The sequence below is a fragment of the Herbiconiux sp. 320_LB genome (genome assembly GCF_059691755.1).
Window position 1 is genome coordinate 216,814 of sequence record NZ_JCAWAD010000004.1, and the last position, 16,194, is coordinate 233,007.

Sequence of the window (16,194 nt, forward strand, 5' to 3'; positions counted from 1 at the left end):
TGTACTGAGCCGCCCTCGCGCCGGGGCGCCCAGCTGCACCGGGTACCCTCGACGGGTGGCTCATCTCCTCGGCGCTGAAGCGCTGCATCTCGAATATCCGACGCGGGTCATCTTCGATTCGGTCACCGTGGGCCTCAACGAGGGCGACCGGGTCGGCATCGTGGGCCGCAACGGCGACGGCAAGTCGACCCTGCTCTCGCTCCTGGCGGGCCGCATCGAACCCGACAGCGGGCGCGTCACCCGTCGTCGCGGCATCACGCTCGGGATGCTCGACCAGGCCGACACCGTCGACTCTGCCCTCACCGTGGCACAGGCCGTCGTCGGTGACCTCGACGAGCACGTCTGGGCCGGCGACCCCAAGGTGCGCGACGTGATCGGGGGCCTCCTCGGCGACATCGACTGGAACGCCGTCATCGGCACCCTCTCCGGCGGCCAGCGCCGCCGGGTCGCGCTCGCGGCGCTGCTGGTCGGCGACTGGGACGTCATCTTCCTCGACGAGCCCACCAACCACCTCGACGTCGAGGGCATCGCCTGGCTCGCCGAGCACCTGAAGCGCCGGTGGCCGGCCAACGCGGGCGGCCTCGCGGTCGTGACGCACGACCGGTGGTTCCTCGACGAGGTCTCGAACGCGACCTGGGAGGTGCACGACCGCCTGATCGAGCCGTTCGAGGGCGGGTACGCGGCCTACATCCTGCAGCGCGTCGAGCGCGACCGGATGGCCACCACCATGGAGGCCAAGCGCCAGAACCTGATGAAGAAGGAGCTCGCGTGGCTGCGCCGCGGAGCCCCGGCGCGCACCGCGAAGCCCAAGTTCCGCATCGACGCGGCCGAGGCGCTGATCGCCGACGAGCCGCCCATCCGCGACACCGTCTCGCTCACCCAGATGGCCACCGCGCGACTCGGGAAGGACGTCGTCGACATCCTCGACGTCTCGGTCTCGTTCGGCGAGAAGCAGGTGCTGAAAGACGTCGAGTGGCGCATCGCGCCGGGGGAGCGCACCGGCATCCTGGGCGTGAACGGCGCCGGCAAGTCGACGCTGCTCGGGCTCGTCACGGGCGCGGTGCAGCCGACCTCCGGGCGGGTCAAGCAGGGCAAGACCGTCAAGATCGCGACCCTCACCCAGCAGCTCGCCGAACTCGACGACGTGCAGAACGACCGGGTCAGCGAGGTGATCGGCCGGTACCGCACCTCCTACGTCGCGGGCGGCAAGGAGCTCACGCCGGGCCAGCTGCTCGAGCGCCTGGGCTTCACCAGCGCGCAGCTGATGACCCCGGTCAAAGACCTCTCCGGCGGCCAGAAGCGCCGGTTGCAGCTGCTGCTGATCCTGCTCGACGAGCCGAACGTGCTCATCCTCGACGAACCGACCAACGACCTCGACACCGACATGCTCGCGGCGCTGGAGGATCTGCTCGACTCCTTCCCCGGCACCCTGCTCGTGGTCTCGCACGACCGGTACCTGCTCGAGCGGGTCACCGACCAGCAGTACGCCGTGCTCGACGGCCACTTCCGGCACCTGCCCGGCGGCCTCGAGCAGTACCTCACGCTGCGGAAGGGCGGGGCGGGCTCTGCGGATGCACGGGCCCGCACGAGCGGACCGGGCGGCACCGCCTCGAGCCTGCCCGCCGCCGGCGCCTCCGCATCCGGCACCTCCACGTCGGGCAGCTCCTCGTCGGGTGCGCCCGCTCTGGCCGGTGCCGAGCTGCGGGCAGCCGAGAAGGAGCGCTCATCGCTCGAGCGCAAGATCAACAAGCTCACGGGCCAGATCGACACACTGCACCACCGCATCGCCGAGTTCGACCAGAGCGATTACGTCGGTCTGGGGTCTCTCACGGCCGAGCTGCAGACGCTGCAGACGCAGATCGGCGAGCACGAGACGCGGTGGCTCGAGCTGTCGGAGCAGCTGGACGGCTGACGCGGCCCTCTAAGCCATATCGAGCGAGAGTCTGCGCAGCAGGGCCGCCAGCCGGTCCTGATCGGCGCGGCTGAGCCCCGAGAGCAGCTCGGACTCGGCGCGGACCAGGTGCGAGATGGCCCCGTCGACCCGGTCGCGACCCTCGTCCGTCATCCGCACGAGCACGCCCCGGCCGTCGTTCGGGTCGGTGCGGCGCTCGACGAGCCCGCGGCGCACCATCCCGTCGATCCGGTTGGTCATCGTGCCGCTGGAGACGTAGGTCTGCTCCAGCAGCGCCTTCGGGCTGAGCTCGTGCGGTTCGCCCGCGCGCCTCAGCGCCGCCAGCACGTCGAACTCCCACGACTCGAGGTCGACCGTGGCGAACGAGGCCCGGCGGGTGCGCTCGAGCTGCTTCGCCAGCCGGGAGACCCGGGAGAGGATCTTCAGCGGCGAGAAGTCGAGGTCGGGGTGCTCGCGCATCCAGGCATCGACGATCTCGTCCACGGTGTCCCGGGAGTCCCTGTTGTCCATCCCCCCATTATCGCCACCGGCTCGGCTCGTGTCCGTCCCCCGTCTGGCAGACTGGACTACTGCGCCGGGACGGGATCCCGGCGGTCCGCCTTGGTGTAATGGCAGCACGACAGCCTTTGGAGCTGTTAGGTCTAGGTTCGAACCCTGGAGGCGGAGCAGTCTCGGCCCGACGGCCCGCGACCGCTCCCAGAGCTAGGAGAACGCCCATGACCGACACCCGACTCGCGATCGTGGTCCTGGCCGCCGGCCAGGGCACCCGGATGAAGTCCGCCACCCCCAAGCTGCTGCACGAGATCGCGGGGCTCCCGCTGATCGGCCATGTGCTGGCCACGGCCGGGCGATTGGATGCGGCCCACACCGTGAGCGTGGTCCGTCACGAGCGCGACCGCGTCGTCGCCGTGATCGAGGACCACTTCCCGGGCAGCATCATCGTCGACCAGGACGAGGTGCCCGGCACCGGCCGCGCCGTCGAGCAGGCGGTCGCCGCGCTGCCGGCCGACTTCGACGGCGACGTGCTCGTCGTCTCCGGAGACGTGCCGCTGCTGGACGCCGACACCCTCTCCGAGCTCGTCGCCGCGCACCGGGCCGGCGGAGCCGCCGCCACGCTGCTCTCCGCGCTGCCGGAGGACTCGACCGGGTACGGCCGCATCGTGCGCACCGGCGACGGCATGCTCGACCGCATCGTCGAGCAGAAGGATGCGACCGACTCCGAGCTCGCGATCCGCGAGATCAACGCCGGCGTCTACGTCTTCGGGCTCGCCGAGCTCCGCGACCAGCTCGCGAAGGTCACCACCGAGAACGCGCAGGGGGAGAAGTACCTCACCGACGTGATCGGGTTGCTCCGACGTGCCGGCTCCGAGGTCGCCGCCGTTCCGGTCGCCGAGTCGTGGATCGTCGCCGGCGTCAACGACCGCGCCCAGTTGAGCGAGGCGGCGGCCAAGCTCAACGCCCTGATCGTCCGGGGCTGGCAGCTGAACGGCGTCACGGTGGTCGACCCCGCCACCACCTGGATCGACCTGAAGGCGAGCCTCGCCCCCGACGTCGAGATCCTCCCGGGCACGCAGATCAAGGGGGCGACGAGCATCGCCCGCGGAGCGACCGTGGGCCCGGACACCACGCTGGTCGACTGCGAGATCGGCGAGGGCGCGGTCGTCAAGCGCACCGACGCGACGCTCGCGGTGATCGGCGCCGGCGCATCCGTCGGCCCGTTCGCCTACCTGCGGCCCAACACCGTGCTCGACGCCGACGGCAAGATCGGCACCTTCGTCGAGACCAAGAACTCGCACATCGGCCCCGGGTCGAAGGTGCCGCACCTGTCGTACATCGGCGACACCGAGGTGGGGGAAGGCTCGAACGTCGGGGCCGGCACGATCACCGCGAACTACGACGGCGTGAACAAGCACCGCACGGTCGTGGGCTCGCACGTTCGCACCGGCTCGCACAACGTGTTCGTCGCCCCGGTTAGAATTGGAGACGGCGCCTACTCGGGCGCCGGAACGGTCGTCCGCAAGGATGTTCCCGCTGGTGCTCTCGCGATCAACGTGGCCCCTCAGCGGAACCTCGCCGGCTGGGTCGAGACCAACCGGCCCGGTTCTGCGGCGGCCACAGCGGCGGCGGCGCAGTCGGCCGAAGAGAGCGGAGAATAGGTGTCCGGAATCAAGGCCAGCGGAGAGAAGAGCCTCGTCGTCGTCTCAGGGCGAGCGCATCCTCGGCTGGCGGAGGACATCGCGGCCGAGCTCGGCACGACCCTCGTCGAGACCGAGGCGCGCACCTTCGCCAACGGTGAGCTGTACATCCGCTACGGCGAGAGCGTGCGAGGCAGCGACGTCTTCGTCATCCAGTCGCACACCGCGCCGATCAACGAGTGGCTCATGGAGCAGCTGATCATGGTCGACGCGCTCAAGCGCGCCTCGGCCAAGCGCATCACGGTCGTCGCACCCTTCTACCCCTATGCCCGGCAAGACAAGAAGGGCCGTGGGCGCGAGCCGATCTCGGCTCGGCTCGTCGCCGACCTGTTCAAGGCCGCCGGGGCCGACCGCATCATGTCGGTTGACCTGCACGCGGCGCAGATCCAGGGCTTCTTCGACGGCCCGGTCGACCACCTCTTCGCGATGCCGGTGCTGCTCGAGCACATGCGCAAGTCGCTGGATCCGGCGACGCTCACCGTCGTCTCGCCCGACATGGGCCGGGTGCGGGTGGCCGACGTCTGGAGCGACAAGCTCGGCGTGCCGCTCGCGATCATCCACAAGCGCCGCGATCCGCGGGTGCCGAACCAGGTCAGCGTGCACGAGATCGTCGGCGACGTCAGCGGCCGGGTCTGCCTGCTGGTCGACGACCTGATCGACACCGGCCGCACGATCGTGGCGGCCGCCGAGGCCCTCAAGGCGAACGGCGCGATCGGCGTCGTCGTCGCGGCGACCCACGCGGTCTTCTCCGACCCGGCCGTCGAGATCCTGCAGTCGCCGTTCATCGACTCGGTCGTCGTGACCGACACGCTGCCGCTGCCTCCCGAGAAGCACTGGGACAGACTGACCGTGCTGCCGATCGCCCCGCTGATCGCGCGGGCCATCAACGAGGTCTTCTCCGACGGCTCCGTCACGACCATGTTCGACGGAGACGCCTGATGGCCGCGGCGGCGCCCCTGGAGGCGTTCACCCCCGAGGCCGGTGGCATCACCATGTTCTCGACGAGCTGGTGCGGCTACTGCGCCCGGCTGAAGAACCAGCTGAAGGCCCAGGGCATCCCGTACACCGAGGTCAACATCGAAGAGGTCGAGGGCACGGCCGAGCTCGTGGCCTCGGTCAACGGCGGCAACCAGACCGTGCCGACGGTGGTCTTCCCCGACGGGTCGACCGCCACCAACCCCTCGGCCCGAGAGGTCGCCGAGCGCATTGGATAGTGCACTGAAGAGTCAGGAATCCCATGGCTGATCGCACCCCCTGGTCGCTCTCCGGTGCCCTGCGCGGCATGTTCCAGAAGCGCACGATCGACGCGGAGACCTGGGACGACCTCGAAGACGCCCTGATCAAGGCCGACTTCGGCCCGGACATCACCGAGCAGGTCGTGAGCGAGCTGCGCGCGAACGTGGCGCGCTACAACACGACCGACCCGCGCGACCTGCAGCGGATGCTGCGGGAGACCATCGAGGAACGTCTCGCCAAGTACGACCCGACCCTCAAGCTCACCGAGCGGCCGGCCGTGGTGCTCGTCGTCGGCGTGAACGGGGTCGGCAAGACGACGACGATCGGCAAGTTCGCCCGCTTCCTCAAGACCTACAACCGCTCGGTGGTCGTCGGCGCGGCCGACACCTTCCGTGCCGCCGCGGTCGAGCAGGTCGCCACCTGGGCCGAGCGCGCCGGTGCCGACGTGGTGCGCCCGCAGCACGAGGGGCAGGATCCGGCGTCGGTCGCCTTCCAGACCATCGAGCGCGCGAAGGCGAACGGCACCGAGATCGTGCTGATCGACACCGCCGGCCGGCTGCAGACCAAGGGCGGGCTGATGGACGAGCTGGGCAAGATCCGCCGCGTGATCGAGAAGCAGGCGCCGGTCGCCGAGGTGCTGCTGGTGCTCGACGCGACCACCGGGCAGAACGGGCTCGCCCAGGCCGACGCGTTCATCCAGCACGCCGGGGTCACCGGGCTCGTGATCACGAAGCTCGACGGCTCGGCGAAGGCCGGGTTCGTGCTCGCGGTGCAGGAGAAGACGGGCATCCCGATCAAGCTCGTGGGCCAGGGCGAGGGCATCAACGACCTCACCGGCTTCACGCCCCACGTCTTCGCCCAGAACCTCGTCGGCTAGCCCCCCCCGACACCCCAGCCCCCTCACACCCCACCCCCACTTCGCCGAGAAGTCACTTCTCCGTACAAATCCGGAGTTTTGGACGTAAAGGTGACTTCTCGGCGAGACGAGAGAGGGGCCTGGCCTCAGGGGTGGGCGGCGAGGAAGGTGCGCACGAGGGGCGGCACGGTGGGGTGCCGCGGGGTGTCGGCGTGGTTCGCGCCCTCGACGAGGTGCAGCTGGGCCGTCGGCAGGAGTCCGGCCACGTGGTGCGCCGCCTCGAGCCGCGGCCGGTCGCGGGTGCCCGCCACCAGCAGCACCGGCATCGGGAACGCGGCGATCGCCGCATCCGCCACCCGGGACTGCCGCTCGGTCTCGCGCATGTAGGCCGCGAGGGCCGCGCCGTCGTTGGCGAGGAACGCGGCGCGGGTCATCGGGTCGATCACGGTTCCGGATGCGCGTTCCCAGTCGGCCAGGAACGCCGGCATCCCGCCGCGCTCGAGCGCCGCGACGCTGCCCGGGAAGAAGACGCGGTCGAACACGCCGACGCCGGTGCCGGGTGCCCCGGCGATGCTCGTGAAGCTCGCCAGCCGTTCGGGCGCCTCGGCCGCGAGCGAGAAGCCGACCCGCGCCCCGAGGGAGTAGCCGAGGTAGTGCGCGCGCTCGATGCCGGCCGCGTCGAGCACCGCGAGCACGTCGCCGACGAACAGCGGCATCGCGTACGACTCGTCGCGGTGCGGCTTGTCGCTCCGGCCGTGGCCGCGGAGGTCGATCGTCACCACCGGGCGGTCGGGCGACAGCGCCTTGAGGTAGCCGAACCCGCGCCAGATCGCCTGCGAGAGGGCCGTCCCGTGCACGAGCACGACGGGCGCGGCCGAAGCGCTGGCGCTGGCGCCAGCGCCAGCGGCAGCGGCAGCGGCGGCGGCGGCGGTCACCCGGTAGGCGATGCGGCTGCCGTCGGTCGGGTTGGTCGCGAAGTCCACGACCTCCACGCTACCCGCGCGCGGGGAAGCGGGCCGCCACCTCCTCGAGCACGGATTCGGACCCGGCGTAGATGCCCTCATCCCGAGGCCAGTGGCTGATGACGTCGGTGAAGCCGAGCTCGGTCGCGCGCCCGACCATGTCGTCGAACCGGCCGACGCTCTCGAGCGAGTAGACCTCGGCCGAGTCGAGCGACAGGTACCGGTCGAGCGACGCCCGGTCGCGGCCGGCCCGGTCGAGCGACTCGTCGAGCCGCGCCGTCAGCTCCGCGAGCCCTCGCCACCACTCCTCGCCCCCGGACTCGCTCGTGCCGGTCGTCACCCAGCCGTCGGCCCGCTCGGCCACGAGCGCGAGACCCTTCGGCCCGTTCGCGGCGACGACGAGGGGCAGCCGCGGCCGTTGCGCCGGCACCCCCACCATCCGCGCCGCGTGCGCCCGGAACCACCGGCCCTCGGCCGAGATGCCCACCGACCCGGAGTCGGGCTGTTCGAACCGCAGCAGCTCGTCGAGCATCGTCACGAACTCGACGAAGCGCTCGTGCCGCTCGCGCGGCGAGAGCTCGGCCTGCCCGAGCACGAAGGCGTCGAACCCGGTGCCGCCCGAGCCCACGCCGACGAGCAGCCGGCCTCCGGCGATCTCGTCCACCGTCGCCAGCTCTTTCGCGAAGGGCACCGGATGCCGGAAGTTCGGCGACGCCACGAAGGTGCCGAGCCGGATGCGCGAGGTCACCAGCGCGGCCGCGGTGAGCGTGGGCACCGTTGCGCCCCAGGGCTGGTCGGCGAGCGACCGCCAGGAGAGGTGGTCGTAGGTCCACGCGTGATCGAAGCCGAGGGCTTCGGCCCCCTCCCACCGTCGGCGGGCCTCGGGCCAGTCGTACTGGGGCAGGATGACGATTCCGTGGCGCATGCCGTCAGTCTGGCACCGCCCTCGGACATCGGACCCGGTCCGCCGTGCGACCGGTCGTCGCTCAGCCCGCGTCCACCTCCGCACGGGCGCCCGCGCCCGCGCCGGCGCCGACGGCCGAGAACGACCCCGTGGCGGTCGTCGACCCGGCCATCCGGTCGCCCGCCCCGAAGACCAGCCGCATCCGTCGCCCCTCGACGCGCAGCCGCGCCCCGCGGAACCGCACCAGCCAGAGCACTCCGAGCGCGAAGGCCACGAACCCGGCGGCCGCGGCGACGCCGAGGCCCCAGCGCGGCCCGAAGGTGTTGGCGACGGCGCCGAGCAGCGGTGCCCCGATCGGCGTGCCGCCCATGAACACCGCCATGTACAGCGCCATCACCCGCCCGCGCATCTGCGGGTCGGTGGTGGTCTGCACGGTGCCGTTCGCGGTGGTCATCATGATCTGCCCCGCGAAGCCGATCAGCACCAGCGCCCCGGCGAACAGCCAGTACGACGGCGAGAGGGCGGCGAGCAGCGCGCTCACGCCGAAGCCCGCGCAGGCGAGGAAGACCAGTTGCACCCGCGGCTTGTCGCGGCTCGCCGAGACGAGCGCGCCGGCCACCGAGCCGATCGCCATGACCGAGGTGAGCAGGCCGAACCCCGCGGAGTCGAGGCCGAACTCCACGGTCGCCATCGTCGAGGTGAAGATCTGGTAGTTGAACCCGAAGGTGCCGACGACGAAGACGATCAGGAACACGATCATCAGGTCCGGCCGCCCGCGCACGTAACGGAACCCCTCGAGCAGCTGACCGCGCTCCCGCGGCGCCCGGGGCATCGGCACGAGCCGGGACGGGCGGATGAACTTCAGCGACACCAGCACCGCGGCGAAGGTCACGGCGTTGATGACGAACACCCAGCCCGCCCCGACCGCGACCACGAGCAGCCCGGCGACGGCCGGCCCGATGGTGCGGGCCGAGTTGAACGACGCCGAGTTCAGCGCCACCGCGTTGCTGACGTTGCGCCCCGAGACCAGCTCGGAGACGAAGGTCTGGCGCACCGGCGCGTCGATCGCCGAGGCGATGCCCAGCAGCAGCGCGAACACGTACACGATCCACAGCTGCGCGACCCCGGAGAGCACGATCACGCCGAGCCCGAGCCCCAGCACCGCCATCGCGAGCTGGGTGATCATCAGGGTGTGCCGCCGGTCGAACCGGTCGGCGATGAGTCCGGACAGCGGCACGAGCAGCAGCTGCGGCCCGAGCTGCAGGGCCGTCGTGATGCCGAGCGCGACGGCGTCGTGGTCGCTGAGCTCGGTCAGCACGATCCAGTCCTGGGCCGTGCGCTGCATCCAGGTGCCGACGTTCGACACGAGGGCCCCGGCGAACCAGATGCGGTAGTCGATGCTCGCGAGCGAGCGGAACATCGCGCTCACTCGGCCACCATCCGGCGCATGATCGCGGCGGCCGAGGCCAGCGCATCCCGATCGGCGGGGGAGAGAGCGCCCAGGCGCCGCTCGAGCCACTGATCCCGCCGGCGCCGCGTGGCGAGCACGACGTCGCGGCCGGCCTCGGTGGCCTCGACGAGCACCATCCGCCGGTCGGCGTCGCTCGGCGACCGCACCACGTACCCGGCCTCCTGCAGCGCGTTCAGCGTGCGGTTCATCGACGGCGGCGAGACGTGCTCGTACGCGCTCAGTTCGCCCGGGGTCGTCGCGCCGGTGCGCACCAGATAGGCCAGCACGGCGCTCTGGCCCGGGCTCAACTCGTCGTCGGCCCGCTCCTGACGGATGCGCCGCGCCAGGTGGAGGGTCGCCATGCGCAGGTCGGAACTGAGCTCCGAGGCTTCCCGGGTCTGCATCGCGTCGATCGTCATGTATTTATCATACGCTAATTACCTTGGCTAACGACCTGGGCGACGTTCGCTCACAGCCCGCTCCGGCACGCCTCAGGACCGGTTAAACTGGCTGCACGATGGCTACTTTTGGAACACTCTCGGACAGGCTCGCCGAAACCTTCAAGAACCTCCGCACGAAGGGCAAGCTGAGCCCTGCGGATGTGGACAGCACGGTCCGCGAGATCCGTCGCGCCCTGCTCGACGCCGACGTCGCGCTCGACGTGGTGAAGGAGTTCACCGGGAAGGTCCGTGAGCGCGCCCTCAGCGACGAGGTCAACCGCGCTCTGAACCCGGCCCAGCAGGTCGTGCAGATCGTCAACGAGGAGCTGGTGCAGATCCTCGGCGGCCAGCAGCGCCGGCTCGAGTTCGCGAAGCGCCCGCCGACCGTCATCATGCTCGCGGGCCTCCAGGGTGCCGGTAAGACGACCCTCGCCGGCAAGCTCGCGAAGTGGCTGGCGAAGGAGAACCACACCCCGATCCTCGTCGCGGCCGACCTCCAGCGCCCCAACGCGGTCAACCAGCTGCAGGTCGTCGGCGGTCAGGCGGGCGTGCCCGTCTTCGCCCCCGAGCCCGGCAACGGCGTCGGCAACCCGGTGCGCGTGGCGAAGGACTCGATCAAGTTCGCGATCGACAAGCAGTACGACACGGTCATCATCGACACGGCCGGCCGCCTGGGCGTCGACGCCGACATGATGAAGCAGGCCGCCGACATCCGCAAGGCGACGAACCCCGACGAGGTGCTCTTCGTCATCGACGCCATGATCGGTCAGGATGCGGTGGCCACCGCCCGCGCGTTCCAGGAGGGCGTCGACTTCACCGGCGTCGTCCTCACCAAGCTCGACGGCGACGCCCGAGGCGGTGCGGCGCTCTCGGTCGCCTCGGTCACCGGCCGCCCGATCATCTTCGCCTCGACGGGTGAGACGCTGGATGACTTCGAGCCCTTCCACCCCGACCGGATGGCCAGCCGCATCCTCGATCTCGGTGACATCCTCACCCTGATCGAGCAGGCGCAGTCGGCCTTCGACGAAGACGAGGCGCGCAAGGTCGCCGAGAAGTTCGCGACCGACTCCTTCACCCTCGACGACTTCCTGAAGCAGATGCAGCAGCTGCGCAACGTCGGGTCGATCAAGAAGATGATGGGCATGCTCCCCGGCGCCGGCGGTCTCAAGCAGCAGCTCGAGAACTTCGACGAGAAGGAGATCGTGCGCACCGAGGCGATCATCCAGTCGATGACCAAGGCCGAGCGCACGAACCCGAAGCTCCTCAACGGCTCGCGGCGCCTGCGCATCGCGAAGGGTTCCGGCATGACCGTGACCGATGTGAACCAGCTCGTGCAGCGCTTCGAGCAGGCCTCGAAGATGATGAAGACCGTGGCCAAGGGCGGCGTGCCGAACGTGCCGGGCATGGGCCCGATCCCCGGCGCCGGCTTCGGCGGCGGTCGCGGCAAGCAGCAGGCCAAGAAGAAGAGCGGATCGCGCTCGGGGAACCCCGCCAAGCGGGCGGCGGAGAACGCGGCCCTCGCGTCCGGCGAGAAGACGGCGGCTGCGGCCGGGTCCTCCGGCGGCGCGGGCTTCGGTCTCGGCTCGAAGGCGGCGAACGGCACCCCGAACCCCAGCCCGGAGGAGCTCGAGGCGCTTCAGCGCTTCTTGCGCTGATCTGAGGTTAGGGTAGCCTTCCCTATGTGACCTCCACCGCGCAGACCTTGGCTCACCCGTTCCGGCTCTTCGAGGTGTCCCTCGTCGGGCGCACCCCGCTAAGCGACAACTTCGTGCGCTTCACCTTCGCCGGCGCCGACCTCGACCGCTTCGCCGACAACGGCTACGACCAGCGGATCAAGCTGATCTTCCCCGTCGCCGGCGACGGCTTCGACGTGAGCCGCGACGCCGGGTCGTCGGCGCTGATGGCGTCGCAGGAGGACTGGTACGCCGCCTGGCGCGACCTGCCGGACGAGGCCCGCCCGCCCATCCGCACCTACACGATCCGGGCGGTGCGCCCCGAGCTCGGCGAGATCGACGTCGACATCGTGCTGCACGGCCTCGTCGGCGTCGCCTCGACCTGGGCCTCGACCGCGCCGCTCGGCGCATCCCTTATCGTCTGCGGCCCGAACGCCGACCACGACGGCGTGCACGGCGGCATCGACTTCCACCTCCCGCCGCGCACCGGCTGCGTGCTCGTCGCCGGCGACGAGACCGCGGTGCCGGCCATCGCCAACATCCTCGAGAAGCTGCCCGCGGATGCACGGGGCTGCGCGCTCGTCGAGGTCCCGGATGCGGGCGACCGCGCCGCCCTCCCGGCCCACCCCGGGATCGACGTCGTCGTCGTGGGTCGCGGCGACCGGCCGCGTGGAGAGGCGCTCGTGGCCCTGGTGCAGGAGCACGCCGGCCGCCTGCTGGACGAGGTCGCCGCCCCGGGCGGGCGGTCGGCCTCCCCGGACGGGCAGCCCGGTCAGGCGGCGTCGCTCGCCGACGTGGACGTCGACCACGACCTGCTGTGGGAGGTGCCGGAGGAGGATCCCACCGCCCCCGCGACCCCGCTCTACGCCTGGCTCGCGGGCGAGGCGGCGGTCATCAAGACCCTCCGCCGCCACCTCGTCGCCGAGCGCGGCATCGACCGCCGCAGCGTCGCCTTCATGGGCTACTGGCGGCACGGCAAGTCCGAAGGGAACTGACCCCGGACGTTCATTCCGGCGGCCCGGGGGAGTGCTTATGCTGACAGCATGACGACTCCTCCCCGGCCCGTGCGCATCGGCGTGCAGATCGCTCCCCAGCACTCCTCGTACGCGACCATCCGCGACACCCTCGCCGAGCTCGAAGACCTGGGCGTGGACATCGCGTTCAACTGGGACCACTTCTACCCGCTCTCCGGCGACCCGGACGGCACGCACTTCGAGGGCTGGACGATGCTGGCCGCGTGGGCGGAGCAGACCACCCGCATCCAGTTCGGGCCGCTCGTCACCTGCAACAGCTACCGCAACCCCGACCTGCTCGCCGACATGGCCCGCACGGTCGACCACATCAGCGCCAAGGACGGCGTGGGCCGACTCGTCTTCGGCATCGGCTCGGGCTGGTTCGAGCGCGACTACGACGAGTACGGCTACGAGTTCGGCACCGCCGGCCAGCGGCTCGACGCGCTCTCGGAGGCGCTGCCGCGGATCGAGGCGCGCTGGGCGAAGCTGAACCCGGCGCCCACCCGCGACATCCCGGTGCTGATCGGTGGCGGCGGCGAGAAGAAGACGCTGCGGATCGTGGCGCAGCACGCCGACATCTGGCACTCCTTCTCGGACACCGAGACGCTCGAGCGCAAGCTCGGCATCCTGCGGGAGTGGTGCGAGAAGGTCGGTCGCGACTTCTCGGAGATCGAGATCTCGACCGCCATCCGCAGCACCGACGAGAGCGCGGCCGCCGACCTAAACCGCCAGCTGGAGCTCGGTGCCACCCTCTTCACCCTCGGCGTCACCGGCCCCGACATCGACATGCAGGCCGTCCGCGACCTGGTGACCTGGCGCGAAAGCGTGAGCAGCTAACTCAGCCCGTGCCTCAGCTCCCTCGTGAGCGAGGCCACGACCGCCCGCAGGCTGCCGCCGTTCTCCTCCGCGACGCGGAGCTGGCGCTGGTAGCTGGCGCCGTGGTCGAGGATCAGGTTGACCTGGTCGAGCTCGGCCGCGCAGCCCAGCCGCTCGGCGACCGGCGCGAGGCGCACGAGTTCGCCGCGCACCGCATCCGTCACCAGCTGCTCGTCGCCGGCGGAGTTCAGGATGATCTCGGCATCCATGCCGTACCGGGCCGCGCGCCACTTGTTCTCGCGCACGTACCAGGGCTGCATGGTCGGCAGGTCTTCGCCGTCGTCGAGCCGCTGGGACATGTCGTCGACCAGGCACTGGATGAGGGCGGCGACGGCCCCGATCTCCTCCGGGCTCGACAGCCCGTCGCAGGCCCGCATCTCGACCGTGCCCCACTGCGGGCTGGGGCGGATGTCCCACCGCACCTCGGTGTGGTCGCTGATCACCCCCGTGCGGATGAGGTCGTCGACGTACTCCTCGTAGTTCGCCCAGCTGCCGAAGAGATAGGGCAGCCCCGCCGTCGGCAGCTGCTGGAACATCAGCGCCCGGTTGCTGGCGTACCCCGTGTTCACGCCGCCCCAGAACGGGCTCGACGCACTGAGCGCCTGCAGGTGCGGGTAGTAGTTGAGCAGGGAGTTGACGATCGGCAGGGCCTTCTCGCTGTCGTCGATGCCCACGTGCACGTGGATGCCCCAGATCATCATGTTGCGGCCCCACCACTGGGTGCGGTCGATGAGCTTGTGGTAGCGCTCCTTGTCGGTGACCGTCTGGTCGAACCACTGCCCGAAGGGGTGCGACCCGGCGCACATCAGCTCGACGTCGAGCGGATCGGTGATCGCCCTGACCTCGGCGAGCTGGGCCTGCAGGTCGTCGACCGCATCCTTCACCCGGTGGTGCACCTTCGAGACCAGCTCGACCGTGTTGAGCAGCAGCTCGCCGGTGATCTGCGGATGCTCGGAGCCGTCAGGACCCCGCAGCGACTCCAGCACCTCGGCGGCGACGGAGACGAGATCGCCCGAGCTCTGCTCGACGAGGGCGACCTCCCACTCGATCCCGAGAGTGGACCGCTCGGACGGAGCGAAGCTGATCTGCATGGACGACCTCTCGAGAATTACCGCTTTGCCAGCAATATCTGTCAGAATAGCCAGTCGAGTCCGCCCTCGCCCGACCCTCTAATCAGGCGTCGCGGATTCTCTTAGAGCTTTTGCCGAGTGTGCCCCCACGCTCACGGCTGTCAGTTCGCCCACCTCGAAGATCACACAGGAGAATTGTGGCTGTCAAAATCCGTCTGAAGCGCCTCGGCAAGATCCGGGCGCCCTACTACCGCATCGTCGTCGCCGACTCGCGCACCAAGCGCGACGGTCGCGTGATCGAGGAGATCGGTCTGTACCACCCGACCGAGGAGCCCTCGGTCATCAAGGTCGACTCCGACCGCGCCCAGTACTGGCTGTCCGTCGGCGCGCAGCCGACCGAGCAGGTCACCGCGCTGCTGAAGCTCACCGGCGACTGGGGCAAGTTCAAGGGCGACGCGGATGCCGTGTCGACCGTCCGCGTCAGGGGCGAGAAGGAAGCCTTCGTCGCCGACGAGAAGAAGAAGCCGGTCCTCAAGCCCAAGGCCGAGAAGCCCGCCGTCGTCGAGGCCGAGGCCGCTGCTGACGCCGAGGCCGCTGCCGAGACCGACGCCGAGGCCAACGAGGTCGCGGTCGAGGCTGCCGAAGACGCTGCGGACAAGGCCTGACCTTGCTCGCTCCCGCTCTCGAGCACCTCGTCAAGGGGATCGTCGACAACCCCGGCGAGGTGCACGTCGTCACGAAGAGCTCGCCGCGAGGTGAGGTCCTCGAGGTGCGTGTGCACCCGGACGACCTGGGTCGCGTGATCGGCCGGTCGGGGCGCACCGCGAAGGCGTTGCGCACCCTCGTCACCGCGCTCGCCGATGGCAAGCGCGTTCGCGTGGACGTGGTGGACACCGATTACTGAGAACAACAGCACCCAGTTGCGGGTCGGCCGGCTCACGAAGGCCCACGGGCTCAAGGGCGCGATCAAGCTGGAGATGTTCACCGACGACCCGGAACGACGTTTCGTTCCGGGCGCGGTGTTCACCCTCCAGGTGCCGACGTCCTCGCCCTGGCACGGCAAGACCCTCGAACTGACCGAGCTGCGCTGGTACAACGGGCATCCGGTCGGTTTCTTCAAGGGCGTCTCCGACCGCACGGCGGCGGAGGGCCTGGTCAAGGCGATCCTCTGGATCGACCTCGACGAGGCCGAGGCCTCCGACGAGGAGGACGCGTGGTACGACCACCAGCTGGTCGGGCTCCGCGTCGTGCGCGACGGTGAGCAGGTCGGCACCGTGCGGCTCGTCGAGCACCTGCCGGCGCAAGACCTGCTGATCGTCAAGACGCCCTCGGGCGAGGTCATGGTGCCGTTCGTCAAGGCGATCGTGCCCTCGGTCGACCTCGAGGCGGGTGTGGTCACGGTCACGCCGCCCGCGGGGCTGTTCGAGGAGCTGCCGGAGGATCCGGCGGACTCAGCTGATTCTGCCCCGGCGGCCGACGCGGCCGATTCGGCTGACGCGGCCGATTCGGCTGACGCGGTCGACGCGGCTGACGCGGTCGACGGGGCTGCTGCTCCGGATGCCGAGGCTTCCGAGCGCGACGCCGAGTAACGACCCCCACGATCGAGG

Annotated in this window: 17 protein-coding genes and 1 tRNA gene; 12 read left to right on the forward strand and 6 right to left on the reverse strand. The window is 70.4% G+C overall.

The features are described from left to right. Positions 1-55 precede the first annotated feature (55 nt). Positions 56-1,912, forward strand: a complete 1,857-nt coding sequence (locus AC59HU_RS12425) for an ABC-F family ATP-binding cassette domain-containing protein (protein WP_497223741.1) — start codon at positions 56-58, stop codon at positions 1,910-1,912. Positions 1,913-1,921: 9 nt separating this feature from the next. Here the strand turns inward: AC59HU_RS12425 and AC59HU_RS12430 are convergent, their stop codons facing one another. Next, complete coding sequence (locus AC59HU_RS12430) at positions 1,922-2,422, reverse strand: MarR family winged helix-turn-helix transcriptional regulator (RefSeq protein ID WP_497223742.1); 501 nt, start codon at positions 2,420-2,422, stop codon at positions 1,922-1,924. An 84-nt stretch (positions 2,423-2,506) separates the two neighbouring features. Here AC59HU_RS12430 and AC59HU_RS12435 point away from each other — a divergent pair. The 5 genes from AC59HU_RS12435 (at position 2,507) to ftsY (ending at position 6,220) form a co-directional block, all read left to right on the forward strand. Next, a tRNA-Gln gene (locus AC59HU_RS12435) sits at positions 2,507-2,578 on the forward strand. Positions 2,579-2,628: 50 nt separating this feature from the next. Continuing rightward, complete coding sequence (gene glmU / locus AC59HU_RS12440; RefSeq protein WP_497223743.1) at positions 2,629-4,068, forward strand: bifunctional UDP-N-acetylglucosamine diphosphorylase/glucosamine-1-phosphate N-acetyltransferase GlmU; 1,440 nt, start codon at positions 2,629-2,631, stop codon at positions 4,066-4,068. Then, positions 4,069-5,046 (forward strand): ribose-phosphate diphosphokinase, encoded by a 978-nt coding sequence (locus tag AC59HU_RS12445; RefSeq protein WP_497223744.1) that lies wholly within the window; start codon positions 4,069-4,071, stop codon positions 5,044-5,046. It begins immediately after the preceding gene. Beyond that, the gene (locus AC59HU_RS12450; protein WP_497223745.1) at positions 5,046-5,321 is read left to right on the forward strand and encodes a mycoredoxin; all 276 of its coding nucleotides are present in this window, start codon (positions 5,046-5,048) and stop codon (positions 5,319-5,321) included. The genes AC59HU_RS12445 and AC59HU_RS12450 overlap by 1 nt, the downstream gene beginning before the upstream one ends. 23 nt (positions 5,322-5,344) lie before the next feature. Further along, complete coding sequence (gene ftsY / locus AC59HU_RS12455) at positions 5,345-6,220, forward strand: signal recognition particle-docking protein FtsY (RefSeq protein ID WP_497223746.1); 876 nt, start codon at positions 5,345-5,347, stop codon at positions 6,218-6,220. Between the two features lie 125 nt (positions 6,221-6,345). On the opposite strand, the gene AC59HU_RS12460 is transcribed toward ftsY, so the two are convergent. From AC59HU_RS12460 to AC59HU_RS12475, 4 genes are all read right to left on the reverse strand, one after another. Then, the gene (locus AC59HU_RS12460; protein ID WP_497223747.1) at positions 6,346-7,182 is read right to left on the reverse strand and encodes an alpha/beta fold hydrolase; all 837 of its coding nucleotides are present in this window, start codon (positions 7,180-7,182) and stop codon (positions 6,346-6,348) included. A 10-nt stretch (positions 7,183-7,192) separates the two neighbouring features. Further along, the gene (locus AC59HU_RS12465; RefSeq protein WP_497223748.1) at positions 7,193-8,086 is read right to left on the reverse strand and encodes an LLM class flavin-dependent oxidoreductase; all 894 of its coding nucleotides are present in this window, start codon (positions 8,084-8,086) and stop codon (positions 7,193-7,195) included. 61 nt (positions 8,087-8,147) lie between these two features. Then, complete coding sequence (locus AC59HU_RS12470; protein ID WP_497223749.1) at positions 8,148-9,494, reverse strand: MFS transporter; 1,347 nt, start codon at positions 9,492-9,494, stop codon at positions 8,148-8,150. Continuing rightward, positions 9,491-9,934, reverse strand: a complete 444-nt coding sequence (locus AC59HU_RS12475; protein WP_497223750.1) for a MarR family winged helix-turn-helix transcriptional regulator — start codon at positions 9,932-9,934, stop codon at positions 9,491-9,493. Before AC59HU_RS12475 ends, AC59HU_RS12470 begins: the two co-directional genes overlap by 4 nt. A gap of 98 nt (positions 9,935-10,032) precedes the next feature. Here AC59HU_RS12475 and ffh point away from each other — a divergent pair, with 98 nt between their 5' ends. From ffh to AC59HU_RS12490, 3 genes are read left to right on the forward strand one after another with little or no spacing between them, the layout of a single operon-like run. After that, positions 10,033-11,610: a signal recognition particle protein gene (gene ffh, locus AC59HU_RS12480; protein WP_497223751.1), complete on the forward strand. Its 1,578-nt coding sequence runs from the start codon at positions 10,033-10,035 to the stop codon at positions 11,608-11,610. A 26-nt stretch (positions 11,611-11,636) separates the two neighbouring features. After that, positions 11,637-12,623, forward strand: coding sequence for a siderophore-interacting protein (locus AC59HU_RS12485; RefSeq protein WP_497223752.1), 987 nt, complete (start codon positions 11,637-11,639; stop codon positions 12,621-12,623). A gap of 48 nt (positions 12,624-12,671) precedes the next feature. Continuing rightward, positions 12,672-13,478 (forward strand): LLM class F420-dependent oxidoreductase, encoded by an 807-nt coding sequence (locus AC59HU_RS12490; protein WP_497223753.1) that lies wholly within the window; start codon positions 12,672-12,674, stop codon positions 13,476-13,478. On the opposite strand, the gene AC59HU_RS12495 is transcribed toward AC59HU_RS12490, so the two are convergent. After that, positions 13,475-14,608: a glutamate--cysteine ligase gene (locus AC59HU_RS12495; RefSeq protein ID WP_497223754.1), complete on the reverse strand. Its 1,134-nt coding sequence runs from the start codon at positions 14,606-14,608 to the stop codon at positions 13,475-13,477. The genes AC59HU_RS12490 and AC59HU_RS12495 overlap by 4 nt on opposite strands. 176 nt (positions 14,609-14,784) lie before the next feature. Here AC59HU_RS12495 and rpsP point away from each other — a divergent pair, with 176 nt between their 5' ends. Genes rpsP through rimM form a run of 3 tightly spaced genes read left to right on the forward strand, consistent with a single transcriptional unit; the run spans position 14,785 to position 16,176 of the window. Further along, a complete protein-coding gene (gene rpsP, locus AC59HU_RS12500) occupies positions 14,785-15,252 on the forward strand; it encodes a 30S ribosomal protein S16 (protein ID WP_497223755.1) in 468 nt (155 codons plus the stop codon). A gap of 2 nt (positions 15,253-15,254) precedes the next feature. Beyond that, positions 15,255-15,491, forward strand: a complete 237-nt coding sequence (locus AC59HU_RS12505) for an RNA-binding protein (RefSeq protein ID WP_066042604.1) — start codon at positions 15,255-15,257, stop codon at positions 15,489-15,491. Further along, on the forward strand, positions 15,448-16,176 hold the full coding sequence (rimM, locus tag AC59HU_RS12510) for a ribosome maturation factor RimM (RefSeq protein WP_497223756.1): 729 nt from the start codon (positions 15,448-15,450) through the stop codon (positions 16,174-16,176). Before AC59HU_RS12505 ends, rimM begins: the two co-directional genes overlap by 44 nt. Positions 16,177-16,194: the final 18 nt, after the last annotated feature.